Source organism: Flavobacterium frigidum (assembly GCF_048286735.1).
Lineage (GTDB): Bacteria > Bacteroidota > Bacteroidia > Flavobacteriales > Flavobacteriaceae > Flavobacterium.
Genome location: NZ_JBLVPU010000008.1, coordinates 47,607 through 70,605, shown reverse-complemented (window position 1 = coordinate 70,605; position 22,999 = coordinate 47,607). Strand labels below are relative to the sequence as shown.

The 22,999-nt window shown below is 33.8% G+C and carries 20 protein-coding genes; 9 read left to right on the top strand and 11 right to left on the bottom strand.

What is annotated here, in order from left to right:
* The first annotated feature begins 364 nt into the window (after positions 1-364).
* From ACNQGO_RS06690 to ACNQGO_RS06680, 3 genes are all read left to right on the top strand, one after another.
* Positions 365-2,143, top strand: a complete 1,779-nt coding sequence (locus ACNQGO_RS06690) for an Ig-like domain-containing protein (RefSeq protein ID WP_417984760.1) — start codon at positions 365-367, stop codon at positions 2,141-2,143.
* Positions 2,144-2,215: 72 nt separating this feature from the next.
* Positions 2,216-4,249, top strand: coding sequence for an OmpA family protein (locus ACNQGO_RS06685; protein WP_417984759.1), 2,034 nt, complete (start codon positions 2,216-2,218; stop codon positions 4,247-4,249).
* A 159-nt stretch (positions 4,250-4,408) separates the two neighbouring features.
* Positions 4,409-4,888, top strand: a complete 480-nt coding sequence (locus ACNQGO_RS06680; protein ID WP_417948010.1) for a nuclear transport factor 2 family protein — start codon at positions 4,409-4,411, stop codon at positions 4,886-4,888.
* Positions 4,889-4,927: 39 nt separating this feature from the next.
* Here the strand turns inward: ACNQGO_RS06680 and ACNQGO_RS06675 are convergent, their stop codons facing one another.
* The 8 genes from ACNQGO_RS06675 to ACNQGO_RS06640 form a co-directional block, all read right to left on the bottom strand.
* On the bottom strand, positions 4,928-5,974 hold the full coding sequence (locus ACNQGO_RS06675; RefSeq protein WP_417984758.1) for an o-succinylbenzoate synthase: 1,047 nt from the start codon (positions 5,972-5,974) through the stop codon (positions 4,928-4,930).
* Positions 5,975-6,109: 135 nt separating this feature from the next.
* Positions 6,110-7,318 (bottom strand): tetratricopeptide repeat protein, encoded by a 1,209-nt coding sequence (locus ACNQGO_RS06670; protein ID WP_417984757.1) that lies wholly within the window; start codon positions 7,316-7,318, stop codon positions 6,110-6,112.
* A 110-nt stretch (positions 7,319-7,428) separates the two neighbouring features.
* Positions 7,429-8,106 carry a metal-dependent hydrolase gene (locus ACNQGO_RS06665; RefSeq protein ID WP_417984756.1) on the bottom strand — a complete coding sequence of 226 codons (678 nt, stop codon included), beginning with the start codon at positions 8,104-8,106 and terminating at the stop codon, positions 7,429-7,431.
* Positions 8,107-8,151: 45 nt separating this feature from the next.
* A complete protein-coding gene (menA, locus tag ACNQGO_RS06660) occupies positions 8,152-9,114 on the bottom strand; it encodes a 1,4-dihydroxy-2-naphthoate octaprenyltransferase (RefSeq protein WP_417971256.1) in 963 nt (320 codons plus the stop codon).
* A gap of 83 nt (positions 9,115-9,197) precedes the next feature.
* Positions 9,198-10,709, bottom strand: coding sequence for a PH domain-containing protein (locus ACNQGO_RS06655; RefSeq protein WP_417984755.1), 1,512 nt, complete (start codon positions 10,707-10,709; stop codon positions 9,198-9,200).
* Positions 10,709-11,230 (bottom strand): PH domain-containing protein, encoded by a 522-nt coding sequence (locus ACNQGO_RS06650; protein ID WP_417984754.1) that lies wholly within the window; start codon positions 11,228-11,230, stop codon positions 10,709-10,711. Before ACNQGO_RS06650 ends, ACNQGO_RS06655 begins: the two co-directional genes overlap by 1 nt.
* 125 nt (positions 11,231-11,355) lie before the next feature.
* Entirely contained in the window at positions 11,356-12,186 is an 831-nt protein-coding gene (locus ACNQGO_RS06645) for a 1,4-dihydroxy-2-naphthoyl-CoA synthase (RefSeq protein ID WP_417984753.1), read from the bottom strand.
* An 867-nt stretch (positions 12,187-13,053) separates the two neighbouring features.
* Positions 13,054-13,908, bottom strand: coding sequence for a CvfB family protein (locus tag ACNQGO_RS06640; RefSeq protein ID WP_417944556.1), 855 nt, complete (start codon positions 13,906-13,908; stop codon positions 13,054-13,056).
* A 642-nt stretch (positions 13,909-14,550) separates the two neighbouring features.
* Between ACNQGO_RS06640 and ACNQGO_RS06635 the strand changes: the two genes are divergently transcribed.
* Both ACNQGO_RS06635 and ACNQGO_RS06630 read left to right on the top strand, forming a co-directional pair.
* Positions 14,551-14,991, top strand: coding sequence for a DinB family protein (locus ACNQGO_RS06635; protein ID WP_417944557.1), 441 nt, complete (start codon positions 14,551-14,553; stop codon positions 14,989-14,991).
* Between the two features lie 220 nt (positions 14,992-15,211).
* Positions 15,212-16,564, top strand: a complete 1,353-nt coding sequence (locus ACNQGO_RS06630) for a M28 family metallopeptidase (protein ID WP_417984752.1) — start codon at positions 15,212-15,214, stop codon at positions 16,562-16,564.
* Positions 16,565-16,714: 150 nt separating this feature from the next.
* On the opposite strand, the gene ACNQGO_RS06625 is transcribed toward ACNQGO_RS06630, so the two are convergent.
* Together ACNQGO_RS06625 and menD are read right to left on the bottom strand one after the other, a co-directional pair.
* Complete coding sequence (locus tag ACNQGO_RS06625; protein ID WP_417971246.1) at positions 16,715-17,056, bottom strand: DUF2853 family protein; 342 nt, start codon at positions 17,054-17,056, stop codon at positions 16,715-16,717.
* Between the two features lie 87 nt (positions 17,057-17,143).
* Complete coding sequence (gene menD / locus ACNQGO_RS06620; protein ID WP_417984751.1) at positions 17,144-18,805, bottom strand: 2-succinyl-5-enolpyruvyl-6-hydroxy-3-cyclohexene-1-carboxylic-acid synthase; 1,662 nt, start codon at positions 18,803-18,805, stop codon at positions 17,144-17,146.
* Between the two features lie 96 nt (positions 18,806-18,901).
* Between menD and ACNQGO_RS06615 the strand changes: the two genes are divergently transcribed.
* Together ACNQGO_RS06615 and ACNQGO_RS06610 are read left to right on the top strand one after the other, a co-directional pair.
* Positions 18,902-19,399 carry a GNAT family N-acetyltransferase gene (locus tag ACNQGO_RS06615; RefSeq protein WP_417984750.1) on the top strand — a complete coding sequence of 166 codons (498 nt, stop codon included), beginning with the start codon at positions 18,902-18,904 and terminating at the stop codon, positions 19,397-19,399.
* A gap of 58 nt (positions 19,400-19,457) precedes the next feature.
* The gene (locus ACNQGO_RS06610) at positions 19,458-20,408 is read left to right on the top strand and encodes a tRNA dihydrouridine synthase (RefSeq protein WP_417984749.1); all 951 of its coding nucleotides are present in this window, start codon (positions 19,458-19,460) and stop codon (positions 20,406-20,408) included.
* Positions 20,409-20,597: 189 nt separating this feature from the next.
* Here ACNQGO_RS06610 and ACNQGO_RS06605 read toward each other — a convergent pair whose 3' ends face one another.
* The gene (locus ACNQGO_RS06605; RefSeq protein WP_417984748.1) at positions 20,598-21,185 is read right to left on the bottom strand and encodes a glutathione peroxidase; all 588 of its coding nucleotides are present in this window, start codon (positions 21,183-21,185) and stop codon (positions 20,598-20,600) included.
* A gap of 414 nt (positions 21,186-21,599) precedes the next feature.
* Here ACNQGO_RS06605 and ACNQGO_RS06600 point away from each other — a divergent pair, with 414 nt between their 5' ends.
* Together ACNQGO_RS06600 and ACNQGO_RS06595 are read left to right on the top strand one after the other, a co-directional pair.
* Positions 21,600-22,130 carry an RNA polymerase sigma factor gene (locus ACNQGO_RS06600; RefSeq protein WP_417978759.1) on the top strand — a complete coding sequence of 177 codons (531 nt, stop codon included), beginning with the start codon at positions 21,600-21,602 and terminating at the stop codon, positions 22,128-22,130.
* Positions 22,130-22,915, top strand: a complete 786-nt coding sequence (locus ACNQGO_RS06595; protein ID WP_417971236.1) for an anti-sigma factor — start codon at positions 22,130-22,132, stop codon at positions 22,913-22,915. The genes ACNQGO_RS06600 and ACNQGO_RS06595 overlap by 1 nt, the downstream gene beginning before the upstream one ends.
* The last annotated feature ends 84 nt before the right edge of the window (positions 22,916-22,999 follow it).

Here is a 22,999-nt window from a genome sequence, read left to right as displayed (position 1 = left end):
TAGCCACAAAAGCTATCCTCTTTTTTTTTGTTAAACTCAATTTAAAAATGGATGGAACTTTATTGAGTAAACAAATTTCAATATGCCTTTTATTTTTTCTTTGAAGAGCACTTCCAAAAAAAAAATTACAAAAAATCAGCTTCAACAATACTGTTTTTAATTTCGATCTTCTAAACAAAAGATTCTTAAAATTTTACTGCTTATTATTTTTTTATACAAGTAATTCATTATTAGTTAATTATAATAAAAAAATATTATTAATAAGTAAATCTTACTACTTCTATTTTTAATTGTATAACACTTTTGCTTAACAATATATTAACCTTTGTTGAGTAGAATACTTAATCTATTAAAATCAAAAAAAATGAAAACGAAAAATTTACTATCAACATTTGTAATACTATTTATTGCTTTAATTTCTGGATGTGCAGAAGACGATTTTATAGAAACAGTAGGTATTTGTCCACTTGTAGAATCTACAATTCCAGCAAATACTGCTTTAAATGTTCCATTCAATCAAATTATTTCTGCCACTTTTAATGAGGATGTGAATCCATCAACAATCAATGCTTCAACTTTTATTATTACAAAAGCTGACGGCACTGTTGTCACTGGAACAATTGCATATAGCGGAAGAACAGCGACGTTTAGACCCGCAAGTCCACTTAGTCCTAATACTACCTACATGGGAAGAATTACTACAGGGGTAAAAGATGTAATGGGAAATGCTCTTCAAACAGATTATGTATGGACATTTGCTACAGGAATGATAATTGTTCCCGCTGTTATTTCGACTGATCCCACACCTGGTCAAGGAAACGTTGCTTTAAATAAAATAATTACTGCAACATTTAGTGTACCTATGGATCGTACAACATTAACTAATGCAACATTTATTGTAAAACAGGGATTAAATACAATTGCAGGTGTAATAACTTATAATGGAACAACTGTTTCATTCGCTCCTTCAAATCCATTAATGGCTAATACAGTTTACACTGTTACTATAACAACAGGTGCAACAAGTACACAAGGAACGCCATTAGCTGCAGATTACACATGGAATTTCACTACACTGCCAATTCCAACAGTTACAGGTACAGATCCATCAAATAACGCACTGGGTGTTGATGTAAATAAAACAGTTACTGCAAACTTTAGCATACCAATGGATCCTTTGACAATCAATGCAACTACTTTTACTTTGAGACAAGGTTCAATCGTGATTTCAGGAGTAGTAACATACACCGGTGGTACTATTGCCTCTTTTAATCCAGTGAATGCTCTTAATCCGGGACTTGTTTATACAGCTACCATAACAACTGGTGCTAAAAGTTCAGCAGGTATTCCATTAGCTAGTAACTATATTTGGAATTTTACAACCTCAAATGTAGTTGTAACACCTCCTGTTATTACAAGCGGTTTGTTTTTTGGAGTTTTTGGTGGAAATGCAGGAATAACAAATCAAGGCTTATTAACAGTAGTTGATGGTGCAATAGGAACAACCGCTGCATCAACGTTAGTAACTGGTTTTACTGATGGTACAAGTGGCGATGTTTATACAGTGACACCACTTAATAACGGCCTTGTAACTGATGGAATATTTACAGATGCACCAATGCCTGGAAATGCTACAAAAGCAGCAACAGCATTAGCAGGACTAAATGCAGCAAGAGATTTATACAACAGTATTTCTCCAGCTTCTATGCCTGGAGGTGTTGCTAATCCTGGTGCTGGTGAATTAGGAGGATTAACATTAGCTCCTGGCATTTATACCGCGTCAAGCTCTTTTACTATAACCAACGGAAATCTAACCCTGAATGCAAATGGAGACCCTAATGCAAAATGGTATTTTCAAGCGCCATCTTCTCTAACAGTAGGTGATTCTATGCCAAGTAGTGTAACGTTTTTAAACGGTGTAGGTAATCCTAATAATGTGTATTGGTATGTAGGTACTGCAGCAGTTATTAATTACGCTGGTGGTGGAGTTATGGTAGGAAATATTATTGCTAACTCTGGAGTTACTTTGTCATCACCTGCTAATAGTACCAATCCGTTTTTAACGATACTTAATGGTAGAGCAATCTCCTTAGTAGCTTCTGTTACAATGGTAAATACAACTATAAACGTACCTAATAACTAAGTTTTTTAAAATTAAGCACTTAATTCTGTTATGGAATTAATACCGATTTAAAACAATAAAAATTACAAAAACATGGACAATATACATTTTTCAAAAAAGAGATCAAGTAATTCTTGGTCTCTAAATAACCTCCCAATCAAAGGGCTTTTATTAGTCTCTTTGACATGGTTGAGTGCCCAAACAACAGTTCAAGCACAAGAAGTTAGAGCAATAAAATATGCTAAACCTTCTTGGTACTTTGGGGTTGCAGGTGGAGCCAATTTTAATTTTTATCGTGGCTCAACAAATCAGTTGAATGCTGCTTTTACACCTCCTGCTACTTTTCATGATGGTGATGGAGTTGGGCTTTTTATTGCACCACTTTTAGAATATCGTCCTGCTACTTCCCGATGGGGAGTAATGTTACAAGCAGGTTATGATAGCCGTAGAGGATCTTTTGATCAGGTGCTTACTGCATGTGATTGTCCCGCAGACTTAAAAACTGATCTTAGTTACATTACTGTAGAACCTAGCGTACGTTTTGCTCCATTTAAATCTAATTTTTACCTTTATGGAGGTCCACGTTTGGCTTTCAATTTAGACAAATCATTTACCTATCAATTAGGAATCAATCCAGCTTTCCCTGATCAAGCTCCTTCCCCTGCAGTAACAGGTGAATTTAGCGAGATTGAAGAAACTATTCTGTCCATGCAAATTGGTGCAGGATTTGATATTCCACTTTCATCAGATCGTAACAAAACACAGTTTGTATTGTCCCCTTTTGTTTCGTTCCAACCTTATTTTGGACAAAATCCACGTGCCACAGAAACTTGGAATATAACTACAATAAGAGCTGGAGTTGCACTTAAATTTGGACAAGGAAAAAACATTCAAGAAGCTACAGATTTAGTGAAAGACCGTGAAGTACAATTCACTGTAAATTCACCTAACAATGTTCCTGGAGAAAGAGGAATGACTGAAATTTTTCCACTTAGAAACTATGTGTTTTTTAATGAAGGTTCTAGTGAAATTCCAAATCGTTACGTATTATTAACAAAAAATCAAGTAAAGGATTTCAAAGAAGATCAATTGGAAACATTTGCTCCAAAAAATTTATCAGATCGTTCCAAACGTCAAATGACGGTATATTATAACGTACTGAATATCCTTGGAGACCGAATGCAAAAAAATCCTTCAGCGACAATTACTTTGGTAGGTTCATCAAATAATAGTAATTCAGACGGTCTTGCAATGGCAGAATCTGTTAAAACTTACTTGGTAAATATATTTGCAATCAATGCATCTAGAATTACTACAAAAGGTCAAAACAAACCCAATATTCCATCTGAACAACCAGGAGGAACACAAGAATTAGTGTTACTACGTGAAGGAGATCGTAGAGTTTCTATAGAAAGTAACTCTCCAGATTTATTGATGGAATTTCAAAGTGGTCCTAATGCACCATTAAAACCAGTGCAGATAATTGCATCACAAGAAGCCCCAGTTGAAAGTTATGTTACTTTTGATAATAAAGGAGCTGGAGAAGCCTTATCGTCATGGTCTTTACAGTTAACAGATGAACAAGGAAAAACAAAATCTTTTGGTCCGTATACACAAGATGAAGTGAAAATTCCTGGAAAAATGATTTTAGAGTCTCGTCCAGAAGGAGATTATAAAGTAAAAATGATTGGCCAAACTAAAAGTGGAAAAATTATTGAGAAAGAAACTACTGCTCATGTTGTGCTTTGGACTCCTGCAAAAATGGTAGAAGGTACGAGATATAGTATCATCTACGAATTTAATTCCTCGGAAGCAATTTCTATGTATGAAAAATATCTGACTGAAATTGTAACTCCAAAAATCCCTATGGGAGCAACCGTAATGATCAAGGGACATACAGATGTTATTGGTGAGGTGGCTTACAATCAAGAATTGTCTTTAGCTCGTGCCAATGATGTGAAAACCATCATTCAAAATAGCTTGAGTAAAGCAGGAAGAAACGATGTTAAATTTGAGGTCTCTGGTTATGGTGAAAATGAAAATAACGCCCCTTTTGATAACAAAACTCCAGAGGAACGCTTTTACAACCGTACAGTTATAATTGATATAATACCAGTTGTAAAATAGGTTTGTGAAATAATTTGAATTGATATTTTAAAAAAGGATAGCCCAAAAGCTATCCTTTTTTTGTTCTCATCCATAGAATCACTATATTATATGTAAATTTTTTTAAAATAAATATGGATTTTTGCAAGAAATATAGTAGTTTTACTAAAATTCAAAATCATGAATGATACCGAAAATACAATCACAAAATTCTATACTGCTTTTGCAAATAGTGACTTTAATAGCATGAGTCAATGTTATGCTGCCGATGCACAATTTAGAGACCCCGTTTTTGGCACTTTAACTGGTGATCAGATTTCTATGATGTGGAAAATGCTTTTAGAAAGAAGTAACGGTAATTTAAAAGTAATTTTTTCAGACTGTCAAGCCAATGAATTTATGGGCTCTGCCCTATGGGAGGCTACCTATATATTTAGTAAAACCAATAAAATGGTGGTCAATACTATTGCTGCTCAATTTCAATTTAAAAACGGTCTAATCATAAAGCATGTTGATGAATTTGACCTGTATAAATGGTCTAAACAAGCTTTTGGAGTTACAGGTTTTTTACTTGGATGGACAGGATTTTTTCAAAAGAAAATTCAACAACAGGCGCAGGAAACCCTTCGTAAATACATCTCTAAACACTCAAAAGAATAATTTTTTTTGATTTATTACAAAACCATTTTTTAAAATTATCTATATGAATTTTGAAAATTCAAAGTCCCAAGCTCTTGTTGGTTTATACCACAATTGACCTGTAGCAACAGTTAACGGACTATCAAAATTATTCGTATACAATGCTCCAGTTCCTAATCCCTGAGGCATTAAATTTTGATGTAAATACGTCCATTGTGCAATAGCATTCAGTCCAATATTACTCTCCAAAGCTGAGGTTATCCACCACCCTATTTGGTGCTTTTCTGCTAATGAAATCCACTCTTGTGTGCCACGAAAACCACCCACAAAACTAGGCTTCAAAATAATGTATTGCGGCTTGATTTTAGTCAATAATTGCTCTTTTTCCTGCATACCAAATACGCCAATCAACTCTTCGTCCAACGCAATAGGAAAAGGACTGGTTTTACACAACTCTGCCATCCTGTCAGTATGATTTTTTTGTATCGGTTGCTCAATACTATGTAACTTAAATTCAGACAGTTGATTTAATTTAATTAAAGCTTCATTTTCATCAAAAGCACCGTTAGCATCTACCCGAATTTCGACTTGTTCCGGACTGAAATGTTCTCGAATAAAGCGCAATAATCGTAATTCTTGATCAAAATCTATAGCCCCAATTTTTAGTTTTACACAGGTAAAGCCCTCTTCTAATTTTTCCTCAATTTGTTGCTTCATATAAGCCTCCTCACCCATCCAAACTAAACCGTTAATCACCATCGATTTTGAACCATCCGTAAAGGCCGAAGGAAAGAGTAAAAAAGGAGTCTCACTCACTAAAGATTGAAACGCCATTTCGATTCCAAATTGTATCGAAGGAAACTCTAATAACGCTTCCCATAACCTGTCTTTTCCTAGGTGAATATTAGCACATGTCCATTGCAATTTTTCTTCATAATCTGGTCGATCATCAATACTCAATCCGCGCAGGATGCCGCACTCGCCTATTCCTTTTTTACCGTCCTGTTCCAAGACAATAAACCAAGTTTCTTTTTCGGTCATAACGCCACGGGAAGTTCCTGATGGACGTTTAAAATGGAGCATGTATTTGTGGTAGGTTGCTTTCAAAATTATGAATTATAAATTATTTTAATCTAGTAAATTTGTATTTGACTAATTTTTCTAAACTTCAATGACTTATATGGTGAAAAATTAATCACTTCTTTAAAACAGATAAACCATTTTAGTTTTCAAAAAATTAACCTATCGCTCCATCAACTTCAAAATTCGTTCAAAATTCTTTGAAGGAATTCCTGCCTTTTTGAAAGCGACAAAATCTTGTTTTACTTTTTGAGTCCAACTCAAGCTATCCGTTACGTTTTGCGACTGATACTCCTTATAAATGGCTTTTGCTGACGAATAATTATCATTCAATAAATAGGCATGAGCCAAATTTAATTTGATCAACAACTCCGTATCATCAAGCTTCTCGCCTTCTTTTAGGAATTTAATCGCTTTTCCGTATTGCTTCGTCAAAAGATAACTACTTCCTATGGCGTTGTAATCTAATGCAGTGGCTTTACCATCATTGATTATCGTTGTCAGTTTCTGAATTGCTTCTCCTTGCTTTCCTTGCTTAGCTAATGCAGCGGCTTGCTTGCGCAAATCGTCATACACGCTTTTAGAGAGACTGCTTTGTCCAAAACAACTGTTCCCAAAATCTTTAAACGCTTTAGCACGCTCTACAGCCAATAATTTTTGAAATTCCTTAAATCTGTACTTGGATTGGATTTTGTCTAAAATACAAACGCAAAAATCATCAGAATTAGTCATTTTTTGAGCTAAATTAGATGTTTTGCATTGATCAATAATTGCTTTTCTGTTTTCAACAGTCCAGCCGCGACTGAGTTTGTTATCGACCCACGGCACGACTTCTAGAATAATTTTCTGGTTCATAATCCAGTTTTTACTTTCGAAACCAAACCATAAATTCCTAAAACCTGATTGCATACAAGCTGATCTATCGGTCGAAAGTAGCTTGGCATCTTTGCTTACCGGTGTATCTTGAATAAAACATGCATCATCTGTTTTTCCGTTTTCTTTGTATTTTGTAGCTAAATCAGCGCCAGAAAAAACAGCATACTTGCATTTGTCATCCCCTGAGATCTTAGACACAATAAAAACCGCTCCTGCCGAACCTTGACTAATTCCCGTTGGGTCCGGAATCGCTTTTAAAACCGAAACTAAACTGCTCGCCATTTGCTGGTTTTTGTCCAAAAGCGTTATTCTATAAACGACTTCAGTAGTTCCCTCAGGAAAATCTTGGGTTTTTATGATGATTCTGTCTCTTGCGGAAACCGTAATTTCTTCGGTTGTAGCGCGAATTTTATCCCAATAGCCCTCTTTTTGAGCAGCGCTCACTTGAAATGCGAGTGCAGTTAGGAGTAGAAAAATTCTTTTTATACTATTCATGTTCTTGATTAAAATGATTTTTTAGCCCTGATAAAAACGGTATCCTTTACTTGCTTTCTTTAAGCAAGTAAAGATACAAGTGAATAGCAGGAGATTGCTCCAAATAAAAACTACAACTCTATAGAACTTCCTATTTCAAGCAACATCAAATCTTTTCCTTTATTGAAGAATTTACGAATAGATTCCGCGTGGTCGATTTCGATATACCCGAAAGTATCGTAATGGTAGCCCAAAATTTTATCGCAATCCAAGAAATCTGATGCTATAATCGCATCTTCTACATCCATGGTAAAATTATCGCCTATCGGCAAAATTGCTAAATCAAGTTTAGTACGCATCGGAATGAGTTTCATATCCATTGTCAGCGCTGTATCGCCCGCAATGTAGATATTTTTATGTTCACCTTCAATAACAAAACCACCTGGATTTCCGCCGTAACTGCCGTCGGGAAACGAACTGGAATGAATGGCATTTACATATTTCAGTTTTCCAAAATCAAAATTCCAACTTCCTCCATGATTCATGGGATGCGATTGAAAGCCTTTTGCGCCATAATAACCTGCAATTTCAGCATTGGAAACAATTATTGCATTCGTTTTTTTTGCAATTGCCTCGACATCCAGAATGTGGTCTCCGTGAGCATGTGTTAGTAAAATATAATCCACCTGAAGGATATCAATGTCAATGTGAGCCGCTTTTGGATTAGCCGAAATATAAGGATCCAGTAGAATGTGCTTGCCACCTACTTCTATCCCTAGTGAGGCGTGGCCGTAAAATGTTATTTTCATCTTTTTAAATTTAAAAAATGGAGTGATCTAATATTTGATTATTATTTATCTACCACCTAAAAAAGTATTTACAACTAGATCCGAAAAGAAGTAAATCATACCTAACGACAACAATACCGAAAGTGCAAAAGTACTTAGTGCCAATTTTTTTAATTCGGGATCTAATTCCTTAGCATTATGGTTTTTATATACAGTAATTAAATGCTTAGTTAAAGGGATATACGCCAATAAAAATAAGTATTGATCAAAATTAAAATCATCTATAATTGCAAAAATCAACACCAAAACCATCGCCGTTACAATAAGAATGTAATGGTATATTTTAGCTTTAGCTCCGCCAATTTTAACTACGATCGTATTTTTATTTGATTTTCTATCGGATGCTTCGTCTCTCATATTATTGAGATTTAAAACACCTACGCTTAACAATCCAATGGCTATGGCAGGCAAAACCAATTCGAAATCCAATTGCTTGGAGTATAAAAAATTCACACCTAAAGTACTTACCAATCCGAAGAATACAAACACAAATACATCACCAAAACCCTTGTAGCCATAAGCGGTATTCCCAACTGTATAGCGAATGGCAGATATAATTGCCAAAATTCCTAACACCAAATAAAACAAAGAAAACCATAGATTTGTATCTCTAAACGCGTAATAAATCAACAATATAGCCGATAACAATGTCAATACTGATGTAATTATAATGGCGCGCTTCATAGCTTGCGGAGTAATCACACCACTTTGTATGGCGCGCTTTGGTCCTACTCGATCTTCATTATCTGTTCCTTTGATGCCGTCACCGTAATCATTGGCAAAATTGGACAGTATTTGCAATCCTAATGTTGTTAAAATTGCAAAGCCAAACAATCGCCAGTTAAAGACTTCTGTTGGGGTCAATATACTATCTGTTGGGTGCGCCAAAGCATACATACTCCCCACTATTATTCCAGAAACCGATAAAGGTAAGGTTCGTAAACGTGCGGCTTCGATCCAATGTTTCATATTTTTTTATTTAAAAATTTGAAGTTTAAAACTTAAGATTTGTATAGCAAACAACTTTAAACCTTACACTTTAAACCATTTTGTTACATCCAATTGCTATTGGAAGTTTCTATTTCGTACAACCAAAGGTTGACTTTTTGTTTGAGTATTGAATAATTCCCTAATTGAAATGCAATATTTCCTCCTGCAGTGTGCAATGTTATGGAACCAATATCTAGTTTTTTATGCCAAAAAAGCTGCGACGTTGTAATCGCTTGAATTTTACTAGGTACAATAATCGCATTACTCACATCCCAAGCACCACTTTGTTTAATTATAAAATTCTTATGGATAAACAATTTGTTGTTTTTGTATTTAAAATACTGGATTAATCCAATAAAAATAACATAAATGGGCACCACATAATTATATTCAAAAATCATAGGTGCAAACCAATAGCCAACCGCCATAAATCCCAATAAAGGTAATCCAATAGAAAGAAAAATAGAAAAAACAAGTGTACGAAAATTAGGCTCTAGCAGCAATCCTCTTTCTGGAATTTTATGAAATAATAATTTCAAAATTGCATCTCGTTCCGTCTCACTACATCCCGGAATTTCTATTACTGATTTTTGTTCCTCTTTTTCACCACCAGTAGATTGCCTAATTTTAAGCTCGAGTATTCCCATTTTCTTTTGAAAATAATTCCGGGTAACGGTCGTAATTTGTACTGTTTCTGGTTTAATTATTGTGCTTTTTGTATTAAGCAAGCCAAAAGTAAGCAACAAAGAACCTTTTTGTCTCGTGATACTGTAATCAAAATAGATGAATAAAGTCCGAATGACATTGATAATTAAAACTATTGCAAATAAAACAGCTATACCAACCAGAATTCCTTTTGACATCAAATTTTCGTCAATATAGGAATCAACTTTGTGTTCGTAAGCTGAATTCCGCTCCGCAAATTTTTGAAAATTCTCATAAATAGTGCTCATAAAAAGGAGCAGTAAAGCAATACTTTTAACGTAATTAGACGTGATTCCAACTTTCAACAAACTCAAAAAACTTATTTTTATAAATGGTTTAGAATCTATTCCCTTTAATTCTGTTTCTTTCGATGATATAACTTCTTCCTCTGCCTCTTGTTGCAGCGATTCATTTTCTAATAAACGAGATTTCAACTGCAAAGCCAATTGCTGTGAAATTGCTTTTATACCAACCTCATTTGTAGCACTTCCTGCTGTATCAACTTCCAATTCATACACCCCAATTAGCTTTTGAATAAATGATTGATTGATATTGACCTGCTGAATTTTACGTAGTTGGATCGCAGTTTTGGTTTTATTAAAAACGCCTTCGGTAATAATAAATTCTTGATTTTCAGCATCCAAAAAGAAAGTAAAATTCAGATATTTCAAATAGGAAACAACTCCAATACATACAAAAACGATACTAATTCCAAGGAAAAAATACAATTTATTAACCTCGTCAAACTTGAAAATCCAAATCACAATAATGGGCCACAACGCTCTAGCGTACTGCTGAAGCGTGTAAAAAAATAGCACTAAAATCCCTATTGAAGATTGCCGTTGTGGAGTACTAAAATCGGCCTCCATTACAATTGCTTTTGTATTTTACCCATCAACAATTGTTTGATGTTTTCGGCTTGTTCTTTTTCGATTCCCGGAATTTCAATATCACTAGAACTTCCTCCAGCAGTGAAAATTTCAATTTTGGCTAAGCCCAAATAACGGGAAACAAATCCTTCATGTAACGCAACATGTTGCACTCTATTATAAGGAATTATAATCGTTTTAGTAGCTAAAATTCCATATTTATACAGCACATCATGTTCCCTAAATGCAAATCCTTTTCTTTGGAATCCAATAAAAGAAAATACTACCAACAAAATCGAAAATGCAGGGATAACAGCACCTATAATCAGCCAGATTCTTTCTGAAAAAATTTCGGGTTTAAACATGGAAAACAATATTGGAACAAGAATAAGCAGGCCGATAAAAAACGCCAGATTAATCAATACCACCCATATATATTTGGGATCTAATTTTGTAAAAGTAACTTCCTCAAATTTTGGAAGTTGGCGCGTATCAATCGTTTCGTTTGTAAAATTCTCCATTTATAAAATTTAGTTTAAACCATAAGGTTTAAAAGTTTAAAGTCCTTTTCTAAAAAACTTTAAACTTTAAACATTTTCAACTTATTTTGTGACTGATCAGTAAAAACTGAACACTGATTACTGAATTACGGCAACCATTTTTTCTCAAAATTTGGTTTTCTTTTCTCCAAGAAAGCATTTCTACCTTCTTTTGCCTCTTCGGTCATGTACGCTAATCGAGTAGCTTCGCCAGCAAAAACCTGTTGTCCCACCATGCCGTCATCTGTCAAATTCATAGCAAATTTCAACATTTTGATAGCCATCGGTGATTTTTGCAAAATTTCCTGTGCCCATTCATAGGCCGTATCTTCTAATTCAGCATGCGGAATCACGGCATTTACCATTCCCATATCCATAGCATCCTGAGCCGAATAATTGCGTCCCAAGAAGAAAATCTCACGTGCTTTTTTCTGTCCCACCATTTTAGCCAAATAAGCTGAACCGTAGCCTCCATCAAAACTGGTTACATCAGCATCCGTTTGCTTAAAAATTGCGTGTTCTTTACTTGCCAAAGTCAAATCGCATACCACATGCAAACTGTGTCCGCCACCTACAGCCCATCCTGGAACTACTGCGATAACTACTTTTGGCATGAATCGGATTAAACGTTGCACTTCCAAAATATTTAAACGGTGCTGTCCGTCATCGCCTACATATCCTTGATGACCACGTGCGTTTTGATCGCCACCGCTGCAAAAAGAATATACGCCATCTTTAAAAGACGGCCCTTCGGCAGAAAGTAAAACGACACCTATTGACGTATCTTCCTGCGCATCGTAAAAGGCATTATACAATTCAGCAGTTGTTTTTGGACGAAATGCATTGCGTACATCGGGCCTGTTAAAAGCAATTCTGGCAACACCATTGCATTTTTTATAAGTGATATCTTCGTAATCTTTAGCAGTAATCCAATCCATTGTTTGTGTTTTAAATTATTTAATGTAAAAATAAATCTTTTTTTAGATTTTATCTATTCTATTTCAACAAGCTTGTGGTAATCCTTCTCTGATTAAAGGCTTAGTAATGTTAAAAAATGATACTTTAATTTTTTTTTTCGCGACTTCAATTCAAATTATTTTTACTTTTAAGTGTATCTAATCAGACGAATACACATGATTCATCTGAATTAATTATTGATTCTTCACTGATTTATTAACCTAAAAAAAGAATGTATTGAATGCAATTAAAAATCTTGTCGCTCTTTTTTCTACGGTAATAACTTATAAAAACAATTTTAAAGCCCCGATAAACGAGCTAATGATACTGGCACTTGCCCCAGCAGTTAAAAATATAAAGTAACACCTATGGTTAAACAAAGATCTATTTTTCTTGTATCTGCAATCGCGATACAGTATAAAAAATCAGAAAATGATCTTAAAATATATATAAAAACCAAAGGTCTTATTGTGAAATTATTTCTTAACTCGTAAGCAAGTAGCTGTACATTTAAAGACAAAATAGTATTATAAAGTACTTACGCTTAAGTTACTATATTTAAAATAGTATAGAGCATACTATTGTGCTTAGAAGCGGAAAAAAGCTACTTTTGAACTTCAAATTTATTTTAATGTTGCCAGAATTTAATATTCTAAAACAGCATTAAAAAGAGAAAGACTAACCGTTACGATTAGTCTTTCTTTTTTTTAAATAAATAAAGATTTTACAACAATATATTTTTTTCTAAACCATCTGTAATTAAGCTACATTAGAGATCTCCCCTTAACTAAATTACCTTAATCTCTTAATGGTTACAAAAGATTAAATAGCATTAGTGTTAGTATTTTTTATTCCTTAACCAAGTAAATTCCGTCTTCCTTGATCTCGATTAATTTCTCTCGGTACAAAGCACCAATAGCTTTTTTAAAGGTTTTTTTACTCATTTTCAAAACCGTTTTAATGTCTTCAGGGTGTGAATTATCAGTCAAACGCAAAAAACCTCTGCTGGCTCTTAGTTCATCCAGAACCTTCTCAGCATTCGGTTCGATACTTTGATAGCCTTGAACTTGCAATGCCACATCAATTTTATTATCAGGACGAATCATTTTAATATAGCCACGCATGCGGTCTCCCGTGCGAATTGCATCATCATACACTTCATCTTTGTACATTAATCCTTTGTACATTTCGTTGATGATTACATTAATTCCTAATTCAGTAATATGCGATACAATTAAATCGACTTCCTCCCCTTTTTCAACGGTTAGGTTTTCATTTTTTAAAAACTGATTCAATTTACTGGAAGCCACCAAGCGATTGGTTTTCTCGTCCATATAAAGGTACACCAAGTAGCGTTTTCCTTTTTCCATAGGACGTGCCTGCTCTTTAAACGGAACTAAAATATCTTTTTCCATTCCCCAATCCATAAAAGCACCAATCTGATTGGTATAATTCACACGCAAAAGTGAAAATTCATTCAATAATATATACGGCTCTAATGTCGTGGCAACGGGTCTTTCTTCGTGGTCTAAATACACAAAAACAATCAACTCCTCACCTATTTCAAATTCGTTCGGTACGTATTTGTTAGGCAACAGAATGTCATGAATTCCTTCAGGATCTTGCTCAGGATTACCCAGAAACAATCCTACTTTGGTATCGCGTAATATGGTAAGCGTATTGTATTTTCCTATTTCAATCATTTTCTTTCAATTTCTAAAGCACAAAGGTACGAAGTTTGAAAATAGGATATTAAGAAACTGTCCACAAAAAAACAAAGCCAGAATCCCACGATTATTTTCTTTTTTAGGAGCATAAATTTACGTTGTTTCATCACGGGTTGTCCCGCTTTCGGCTTTATCTCTCCGCTACGCTACGAGGATACCGCCTCTATCAGGGCTAGATTAGGTGATATTGTTTTCATAACATAAACAACAGAAGCAACTTTTTATGAGGTTTATGGTCTGGTTAGCTGCTCTACAAACACTATGACAATTAAAAAACCAAATACGTTTTTCAAACTTTAATGTTTCAAGCTCTTAGACCTAACAGGTTTTAAAAACCTGTTAGGTCTTTTTCTAATTTACAAGATACGCGTTCCGAAAACGAAACAAAGAAAGAACCCGTGACTAATATTGCAATGAGATTATTGTAAAGTTTAGAAAAAGGATTTAATGCTACACTATTTTTGGAGTTCTAACCTCTTTTTCAAGAGGTAATCAGCAATCTACTTCTTGCAAAAAATTAATTTTTTGTAGTTTAAATCGACTATATTTACGATGGGAATAAAAAAATTTAAATTATATACAAACTGAAGTAAGCCGATAATTAGTAAAAAAACATAAATGATTGAAATAACAATAAAAAGATTAGAATATTTAATAGAAATAATTCCAAATCTTCTCTATGAAATTGGTGAAGAAAATCTCTCATATAAAACATCCGTAGAAAAATGGAGTAAAAAAGAGATTATTGGACATTTGATAGACAGCGCAACTAATAATCACCAAAGATTTATTCGTGGACAATTTGAAAATATACCCGAAATTAGTTACGACCAAAACAAATGGAATGAATTTAGTTTTTATCAAGCAATAAATGCTCAACAAATTATTTCATTTTGGACAAGCTACAACAAACAACTTCTTGAAATCATCAAAAAAATACCTAACGATAGCCTAACAAAAGAAGTGAAAATCAAAGAAAATATTCTGACTTTAAAATTTTTGATAACTGACTATGTTGAACATTTGGAGCATCATTTAAAACAAATAATTAAATACTAAGATAAACGCACTCCTAACAGCAAGAATTTCACAGCTTGTTCAACACAAACAATACATCACAATCCCTGCATACAAATAAAAAAAACTTAAAAGGTAGAATCCTGAATTGCAAAACAAGTCTTAGCTTTTGATTTTAACCTCAAAAAAATCCTAAAATTACTAAGACATGAAAAACTCTTTTTCTTTTTTACTAACTTTGGTAAAACTAAAAAAACAATTAATGAAACCAACTTCAATTCTCTGTTTGTTCCTACTACTATTCATTTCTCATACCAATTACGCACAAACTACAATCGATGATCCCGAAATAAAGAAAATGGTAGCCGAAGTAAAATCGGAAAACATGGAAGCTACCGTTCGGAAACTCGTTTCTTTTGGAACCCGTCACACTTTAAGCGACACTAAAAGCAATACCCGCGGTATAGGTGCAGCACAGCGCTGGGTAAAATCAGAATTTGACAACTATGCAATGGCATCAGGCGGAAGACTAACTTCTGTTATTGATTTTTTTACCATCAAAGCCGATGGAAAACGAATTGCAACCGACAGCCAATTAGGAAACGTAATGGCAACTTTAAAAGGAACTGATCCTACTGATGATCGTGTAATGATTATAAGCGGCCATTTAGATTCACGTGCCTCAGATGTAATGGATGCAAAATCTGACGCACCAGGTGCAAATGATGATGCTTCTGGAGTGGCAGCTATGATGGAACTGGCCCGAATCATGAGTAAGAGAGAATTTCCTTTTACCTTAATTTTTGTAGCTGTTGTTGGTGAAGAGCAAGGATTGTATGGAGCCAAACATTTAGCAGATGTTGCCAAAGAGGGCAAATGGAATGTAATTGCGATGCTAAATAATGATATGATTGGCAACAGTTTATCTAGCGGGACAATGCTACGTGACAATACTAAAGTACGCGTTTTTAGTGAAACCATCCCTTATTTAGAAACAGAAGCGGAGTCTAAAATGCGTAAATCAACTAATCGTGATAATGACAGTCCATCCAGACAATTAGCCCGATACATCAAGACGGTTACCAATCAATATGTAGAGCAACTGGATATTAATTTAGTATATCGCAACGACCGTTTCTTGCGTGGAGGCGACCACACTCCTTTTAGTCAAAATGGATTTACAGCCATTCGTTTTTGTGAAATGAATGAAAACTATGACCATCAACACCAAAACGTACGTAAAGAAAATGACATTCAATACGGCGATCTTGCTGAGTTTATGGACTTTGAATATTTAAAGAAAGTAGCCTGTTCTAACTTGGCTACATTCAGTAATTTAGCGTGGTCTCCAAAAGCACCTACAAACGTTGGAATTGAAGTGAAGGATTTAACAAATTTCTCCACATTAGTTTGGACTGCACCTGAAGGAAAATCAGTTTACGGATATCATATTCTAGTACGAGAAACATCCTCTCAACATTGGGAAAAAACAATTTTTGTGAAAGATACAAAAGCTGTAATCCCGTATTCAAAAGATAACTTTTTGTTTGCTGTTCAAGCTGTAGATCCATTAGGACATTCTAGTTTACCAGTTTTTCCAATACCAATTCGTTAAATTTTAGAAGATTTTTAATCATCCACACATTTAGAAAATTAAGTTTTAAGTACTAGATCGTATTTTTGAGAAGTTCAATGGAACATCAAACAAAAAAGCGTGTGCCTGAGGCAAACGCTTTTTTTATGGCTCCCATTTACAAATTAAGTATTAATTGTAAACGCTTTCTTTTTTGAAGTGAACAGCCAGTAAATAATAAATTACCACTCTGTATTTATTCCTGTTAGAACGACCGTATTTTTCCATTACTGCATCAATTGCGGCATCTAGTTCTGTACCTTCAGCAAGACCTAATTTCTTAATTAAGAAATTGTTTTTCACCGTATCTAATTCGGATTGCTGACTTCCGGCTATCGTTGCTGCATCAGCATTATAAATTGACGGTCCACAACCTATAGTTACTTTTGTCAACAAATCCATATCTGGATTTACACCGCATTTTTCTTTCAAATCAGCAGCATACTTCACAATTAATTCTTCTCTTGCACTCATAAATTAAAGTTTTGTTTTGATTATTTGGTTTTTGTATTCTCAAATTTAAACATTAATTCATTTAATTTTACAAATTTCAAAAAAAAATTAGACTAATTCTTTAAAATATTGAAGTAAAATACGGTCATTTATTAATGTAGGTGTAAAAACTTCTAAAAGACTAGGTTTGTCATTTTGTCCATACAAAGTAGACAAACCACTTTCAAGACTTGCCTCATCACTAGCGATAGTATATTCAAAACCAAACATTTTAGCCAAATGTTCTGCCGTTAAACAATGTGAAGTTTCAAAAAAAGTATTAAAAACAGGACTTTCTTCGTGTCCGGGTAAAATTCTAAAAATTCCTCCTCCACCGTTATTAATCACTATGATCTTGAAATTTTCAGGAATGTAATTGTTCCATAACGCATTACTATCGTACAAAAAACCGATATCACCTGTAATAAAAACAGTCGGTTTTGCATTGGCTACAGCCGCACCAATAGCCGTCGAGGTACTTCCGTCAATACCGCTAGTTCCACGATTACAATATACCTCAATTGTAGGGTGAATGTCTATAAGTTGCGCATAACGAATAGCTGAGCTATTGCTGATTTGCAGCTGACTATTGATTGGTAAACCCTGCATCACTTTTTCAAAAACTTTAAAATCCGAAAAAGGAATTTTATCTAAATAAATATCACTTTTTAGCTTTCGTAATGCTTTTACAGCGTCTAATTGCTGAAAATAATCACTTTCTATTGCGTTTGTAAGCGATAAGAAAGTGTCAAAAAAAACATTTGGGTCTACTTCAAAATGTTTGGTCAAAGCGCCAAACGTATCATACGCTCGCCAAGAATCAATATGCCAATGGTGTTTTGGTTTGTATTTTCTTAAAAAAGCTTTGATTCGTTTCGAAACGACCATTCCGCCAAAAGTGACTAAAATTTCTGGACAAAAATTTTCAAAATCTTCATTCGTAAAAGGTGTAATTATCGTATCTATATTGTTGATAAAAGTATCGTGATGCAAGTTAGAAGTTGTTTCGGTCAACACCACAACCGATTCGTCTTTGGCAAAAGCATCAATTATTTTTTCATTGATGGCATTCGGTTCATTCACGCCAACCAAAATCATTTTTTTGGTTGAATTGTTCCAAATCGTTGCAAATTCCGAAACGTCTTCAATGGAAATCGTCTGAGTCACATTTGCGGAAGCGACAGTATTCACTTCGACTGAAAGTTCCGAGACGGTTTCGTACAAAGGTTCTTCAAAAGGGGCGTTGATGTGAACAGGACCTTTTTGAGAAATAGCAATATTAATCGCCTCGTTGATTTTTAAATCATTTTCAGCCGAAACATCCTCATGCAAATTCGCATTGTACAAGCTATGATTTTCAAATACATTTTCCTGACGAATGGTTTGTCCGTCGCCAATATCAATTTTACTTTGTGGGCGGTCTGCTGAAATCACAATCATAGGAATCTGACTATAAAATGCTTCTGCAAAAGCAGGGTAATAATTTAGTAAAGCAGAACCCGATGTACAAACTAATACAACTGGCTTTCTAGTTTGTTGCGCAATTCCTAATCCAAAAAAAGCTGCGGTTCGTTCATCAGCAATACTGTAACATTGAAAGGCTGGATTACTCACAAAACCTATTGTTAAGGGTGCATTTCTGGAACCTGGAGAAATAATAATGTTGGTAATTCCTTTGGCCAAACAAATCTCAATAATGCTTTGAGCTAAAGGTATTTTGGGGTATATCATTTTATCAATTTTCTGAAATACAAAGTTACAAACTTGCAATCCTTTTTCCTTAATTTTTAGCTGTTTTTTCTTAATTTTGAAGCAAATAAACAACTCATGAAAATCACGTTACGACCTTATAAAATTGAAGATACCCAAGCGATACTGGACATCATTAATTTCAATATTTTACACTCGACTGCCTTGTATGATTATACTATCAGGTCATTTGAGCAACAAAAAAATATTTTAGAAGAAAAAATCAGAAAAGGCTTTCCAGTTCTAGTTGCTGAACTAGACGGAATTGCGGTTGGTTTTGGTATGTATAGCGAGTTTCGTTTTCGTGAGGCATACAAATTTACAGTTGAACATTCTGTTTATGTCAACGACAACCACCATGGAAAAGGGATTGGAAAACTGCTTTTACAAGAACTCATTCAGCTTGCTAAGAATCAAAAGCTACACACAATGATTGCCGTAATAGATGCTGAAAACCAAAGCAGCATAGAGTTTCATGAAAAATTTGGTTTTAAAACTGTAGGGATTATTAAGGAATCTGGATATAAATTTGATCGCTGGTTGCATTCTGTTTTTATGCAATTGATTTTAGAATAAGACTCCTTAATTAGTGTTACTAACTTGAAAAAGGTACTTTTGTTTTTTTATAGTAATTATGAGTTTTACATTGCTTTCGTCCCCTTTGCAGGGTTTTACAGATTTTAGATTTAGAAATTCCCAAAACAAACTTTTTGGAGGTATCGATACTTTTTATTCACCTTATATTCGCTTCAACGGAAAAATGGTGATTAAAGCCTCTTACGAACGCGACTTATTACCTGAAAACAATCTCGATTTAGAAGTAATTCCACAAGTAATCACAAATGACGCTGATGAATTTTTATTTGTAGCAAAGTATGTTCGGGAGCTTGGATACAAAGAACTCAACTGGAACTTAGGCTGTCCTTACCCGATGGTGACAAAGTCTGGTATGGGATCTGGGTTGATTAGTAATACCGAAAAAATCAATCATATTCTAGAAAGAGCACACACGGAATCAGATATTTTAGTATCAATGAAAATGCGATTGGGTTATGAATCGCCTCAAGAAATTATTGATGTACTCCCTATTCTTGACAAATATCCTCTGAAAAATATAGCTATTCACGCTCGTTTAGGAAAACAATTATACAAAGGCGGTGTAGATTTAGATGGCTTTCAAAAATGTATTGACACGACCAAGCACAAATTGTATTACAACGGAGATATCACATCTGTTGCAAAATTTCATGAAATGCAAGAACGCTATCCGAGTATTGATCACTGGATGATTGGGAGAGGATTAATTTCCGATCCATTCTTACCAAGTATGATAAAAAATAATACGCATGAATATCCCACCAACAAAATGGAATTATTTAGTGCATTTCATGATACATTGTATGCTATTTACAGCGAATCACTCTCAGGTTCTACACATATTTTATTGAAAATGTATCACTTATGGGAATATTTTTCAGTTACGTTTGCCAATCCGCATAAGGTTTTGAAAAAAATTAAAAAAGCACAAAGTATTCGGAATTACGAAGCTGCTGTAGCTGAGATTTTCAAAAATGAAAAAATTTAATTAGAAAGAAACTTTAAGAAATTAAGAAAAATTAAGATCTGATTCTTTATCTAACTTGAGTTTTTAATGATTTCAAATTTAGAAAATATTCGACACGTACTTAAACCACAAAAAAAAGAGATTTTCATTTGACTGAAAATCTCTTTTTTTTGTTTACTATATAAAAATTAGCAAATTAGCGGTAGAAAATTAAGCTTTTATCCAATCTAGTACTTCAGGATCGGTAACTAATGTACGAGGAGAAATTACTTTATCCAACTCCCCTTTTTCATTGATTAAGTACTTTTGAAAATTCCATTCTACTTTAGAGTCTTGTAATCCATTCTTTGATTTCTGAGTCAAAAATTGATAGATAGCAGCCATATCATCCCCTTTTACAGATACTTTGTCCATCATTGGGAAAGTAACACCGTAATTCATCTGACAGAAAGTAGCTATTTCTTCATTGGTGCCTGGTTCCTGTGAGGCAAAGTTATTCGCTGGAAAACCTATAATTACTAACCCTTGATCTTTGTATTCTTTATAAACAACTTCTAAATCTTTATACTGTGGCGTCAATCCACATTTTGAAGCAGTATTTACAATCATGATTTTTTTACCTTTCAAAGTAGCAAAGTCAAAACTTTTTCCAGATAGATCTTCCACTTTAAACTGATATATATTTTCTTTAGTAACCTCTTGTGTTGTCATATTAGTTTCAGATTTTTTAGGTTGTGCCTGATTTTGACAGCTGAACAAAATCATTGTAAAAGTGGCAATGCTTAGTAACTTTTTCATAACATTAATTTTTTTATAAAATTAAATAATTTTTTGTCGCAACAAACTATTTTTTTGTTAAACAGTCGTTAAATAAAAAAGAAGCCTGACTCTATGAACTGCCAGGCTTCCAAACAAATAAACAACAAAACTTATTGTGGTATTTAAATTTCTATTGCTAAACCTTCAGTTTAACTTGTTCATGGACATTAATTTATAAGCTGAATTTCGTTATATTTTACTGAAGTACTTTTAAATACTTTACTTGATTATTTACGTAAACAATTCAAAAATAGTTTTCCAAAAAAGCTGTTTTTAATCAAAAAAATTAAATGTGCCGTATTAATGCACTTCCGAAATAAGTTCATTGGAATAATTTTACTATTTTTATGGATAGTAAAGTTTAAATTTGTAGTACTAAAAATAAACAATCATATGAGTCAAGAAGAATTATTGGTTTTAATTTATAAAAAAGATGAGAGAGCATTTACACATCTATATGATATGTATTCTAAGAGCTTGTTCTCTGTAATTAGTGTTTTAGTAAAAAATAGAGAGGAAGCAGAAGACGTTCTACAAGAAGTATTCATTAAAATTTGGAAAAACATTGATTCATACAATGAAAGCAAAGGACGTTTTTACACTTGGATACTAAATATAGCTAGAAATACTTCCATAGATAAATTGCGTTCCAAGAATTTTAATAATAGTCAAAAAAACCTATCAACAGATAATTTCGTAAATCACTTTGAAGACAGTTCGAAACTGGCAGATAAGATGGACACCATTGGATTACAAGATTTTGTAAAAAAATTAAAACCAAAATGCATTCAGATTATCGACTTATTATTTTTTAAAGGGTATACGCAACAAGAAGCTTCAGATGAATTAGCGATACCCCTTGGAACAGTAAAAACACAAAATAGAAATTGTATAAACGATCTACGTAATTATTTGAAAGTATAATGGAAACAAAAGAATATATAGAATCAGGAATTCTGGAACTTTATGTTTACGGCTTATTAAACGAGTCTGAAAACGAAGAAGTTGCCAGCAAAGCAAGAAATTCTGCTGAGATAAACTCAGAGATCATTTCTATTGAAAAAGCTATTGTGGCGTTATCATCCAGTTTTTCTCCTTTTCACTCAGTGGTCAACTTTGAGAAAATTAAAGAAAAACTAGAATTAAAACATGCCAATGTGATACAAATGGAGCCATCTAGCAATAGATCTCAATACATGGGTTGGGCAGCGGCAATTCTATTGTTAATTGGAGTTGGTTACCAATACAATCAGCTGAATCAATCTAGTACTCAAATTGTAAATACTCAAATCGAAAAAGCAACTTTAGAGAAAGAATTTAAAAGTTTAAAAATTAAAAATACAGCTGTTGAAACAAGTTTAGCAGTAGTACGCGATACCAAAAATACAGTTGTTGGCTTGGGTGGTCAAGCAGTTGCACCAGAGTCTTTTGCAAAAGTATATTGGAACCAAGACACAAAAGTGGTATATGTTGATGCCTCGGGATTACCAGAACCACCAGAAGGAATGGTATATCAAGTATGGGCATTAAAACTAAATCCTTTAACACCTACAAGCATCGGTTTATTAGAAAATTTTGATAAAAATGATCAAAAATTATTTGCTGTAAATAATGCTAATGAAGCGCAAGCATTTGGGATAACGCTAGAGCCTAAAGGCGGAAGCCTGACTCCTACAATGGAACAATTATATACATTAGGAAAAGTATAAACTATATCTTTTTCTGTATTACTAAAAAAGGTTCAACTGTAAAGTTGAACCTTTTTTGTGTACATAAATTTCAAATAATAACAA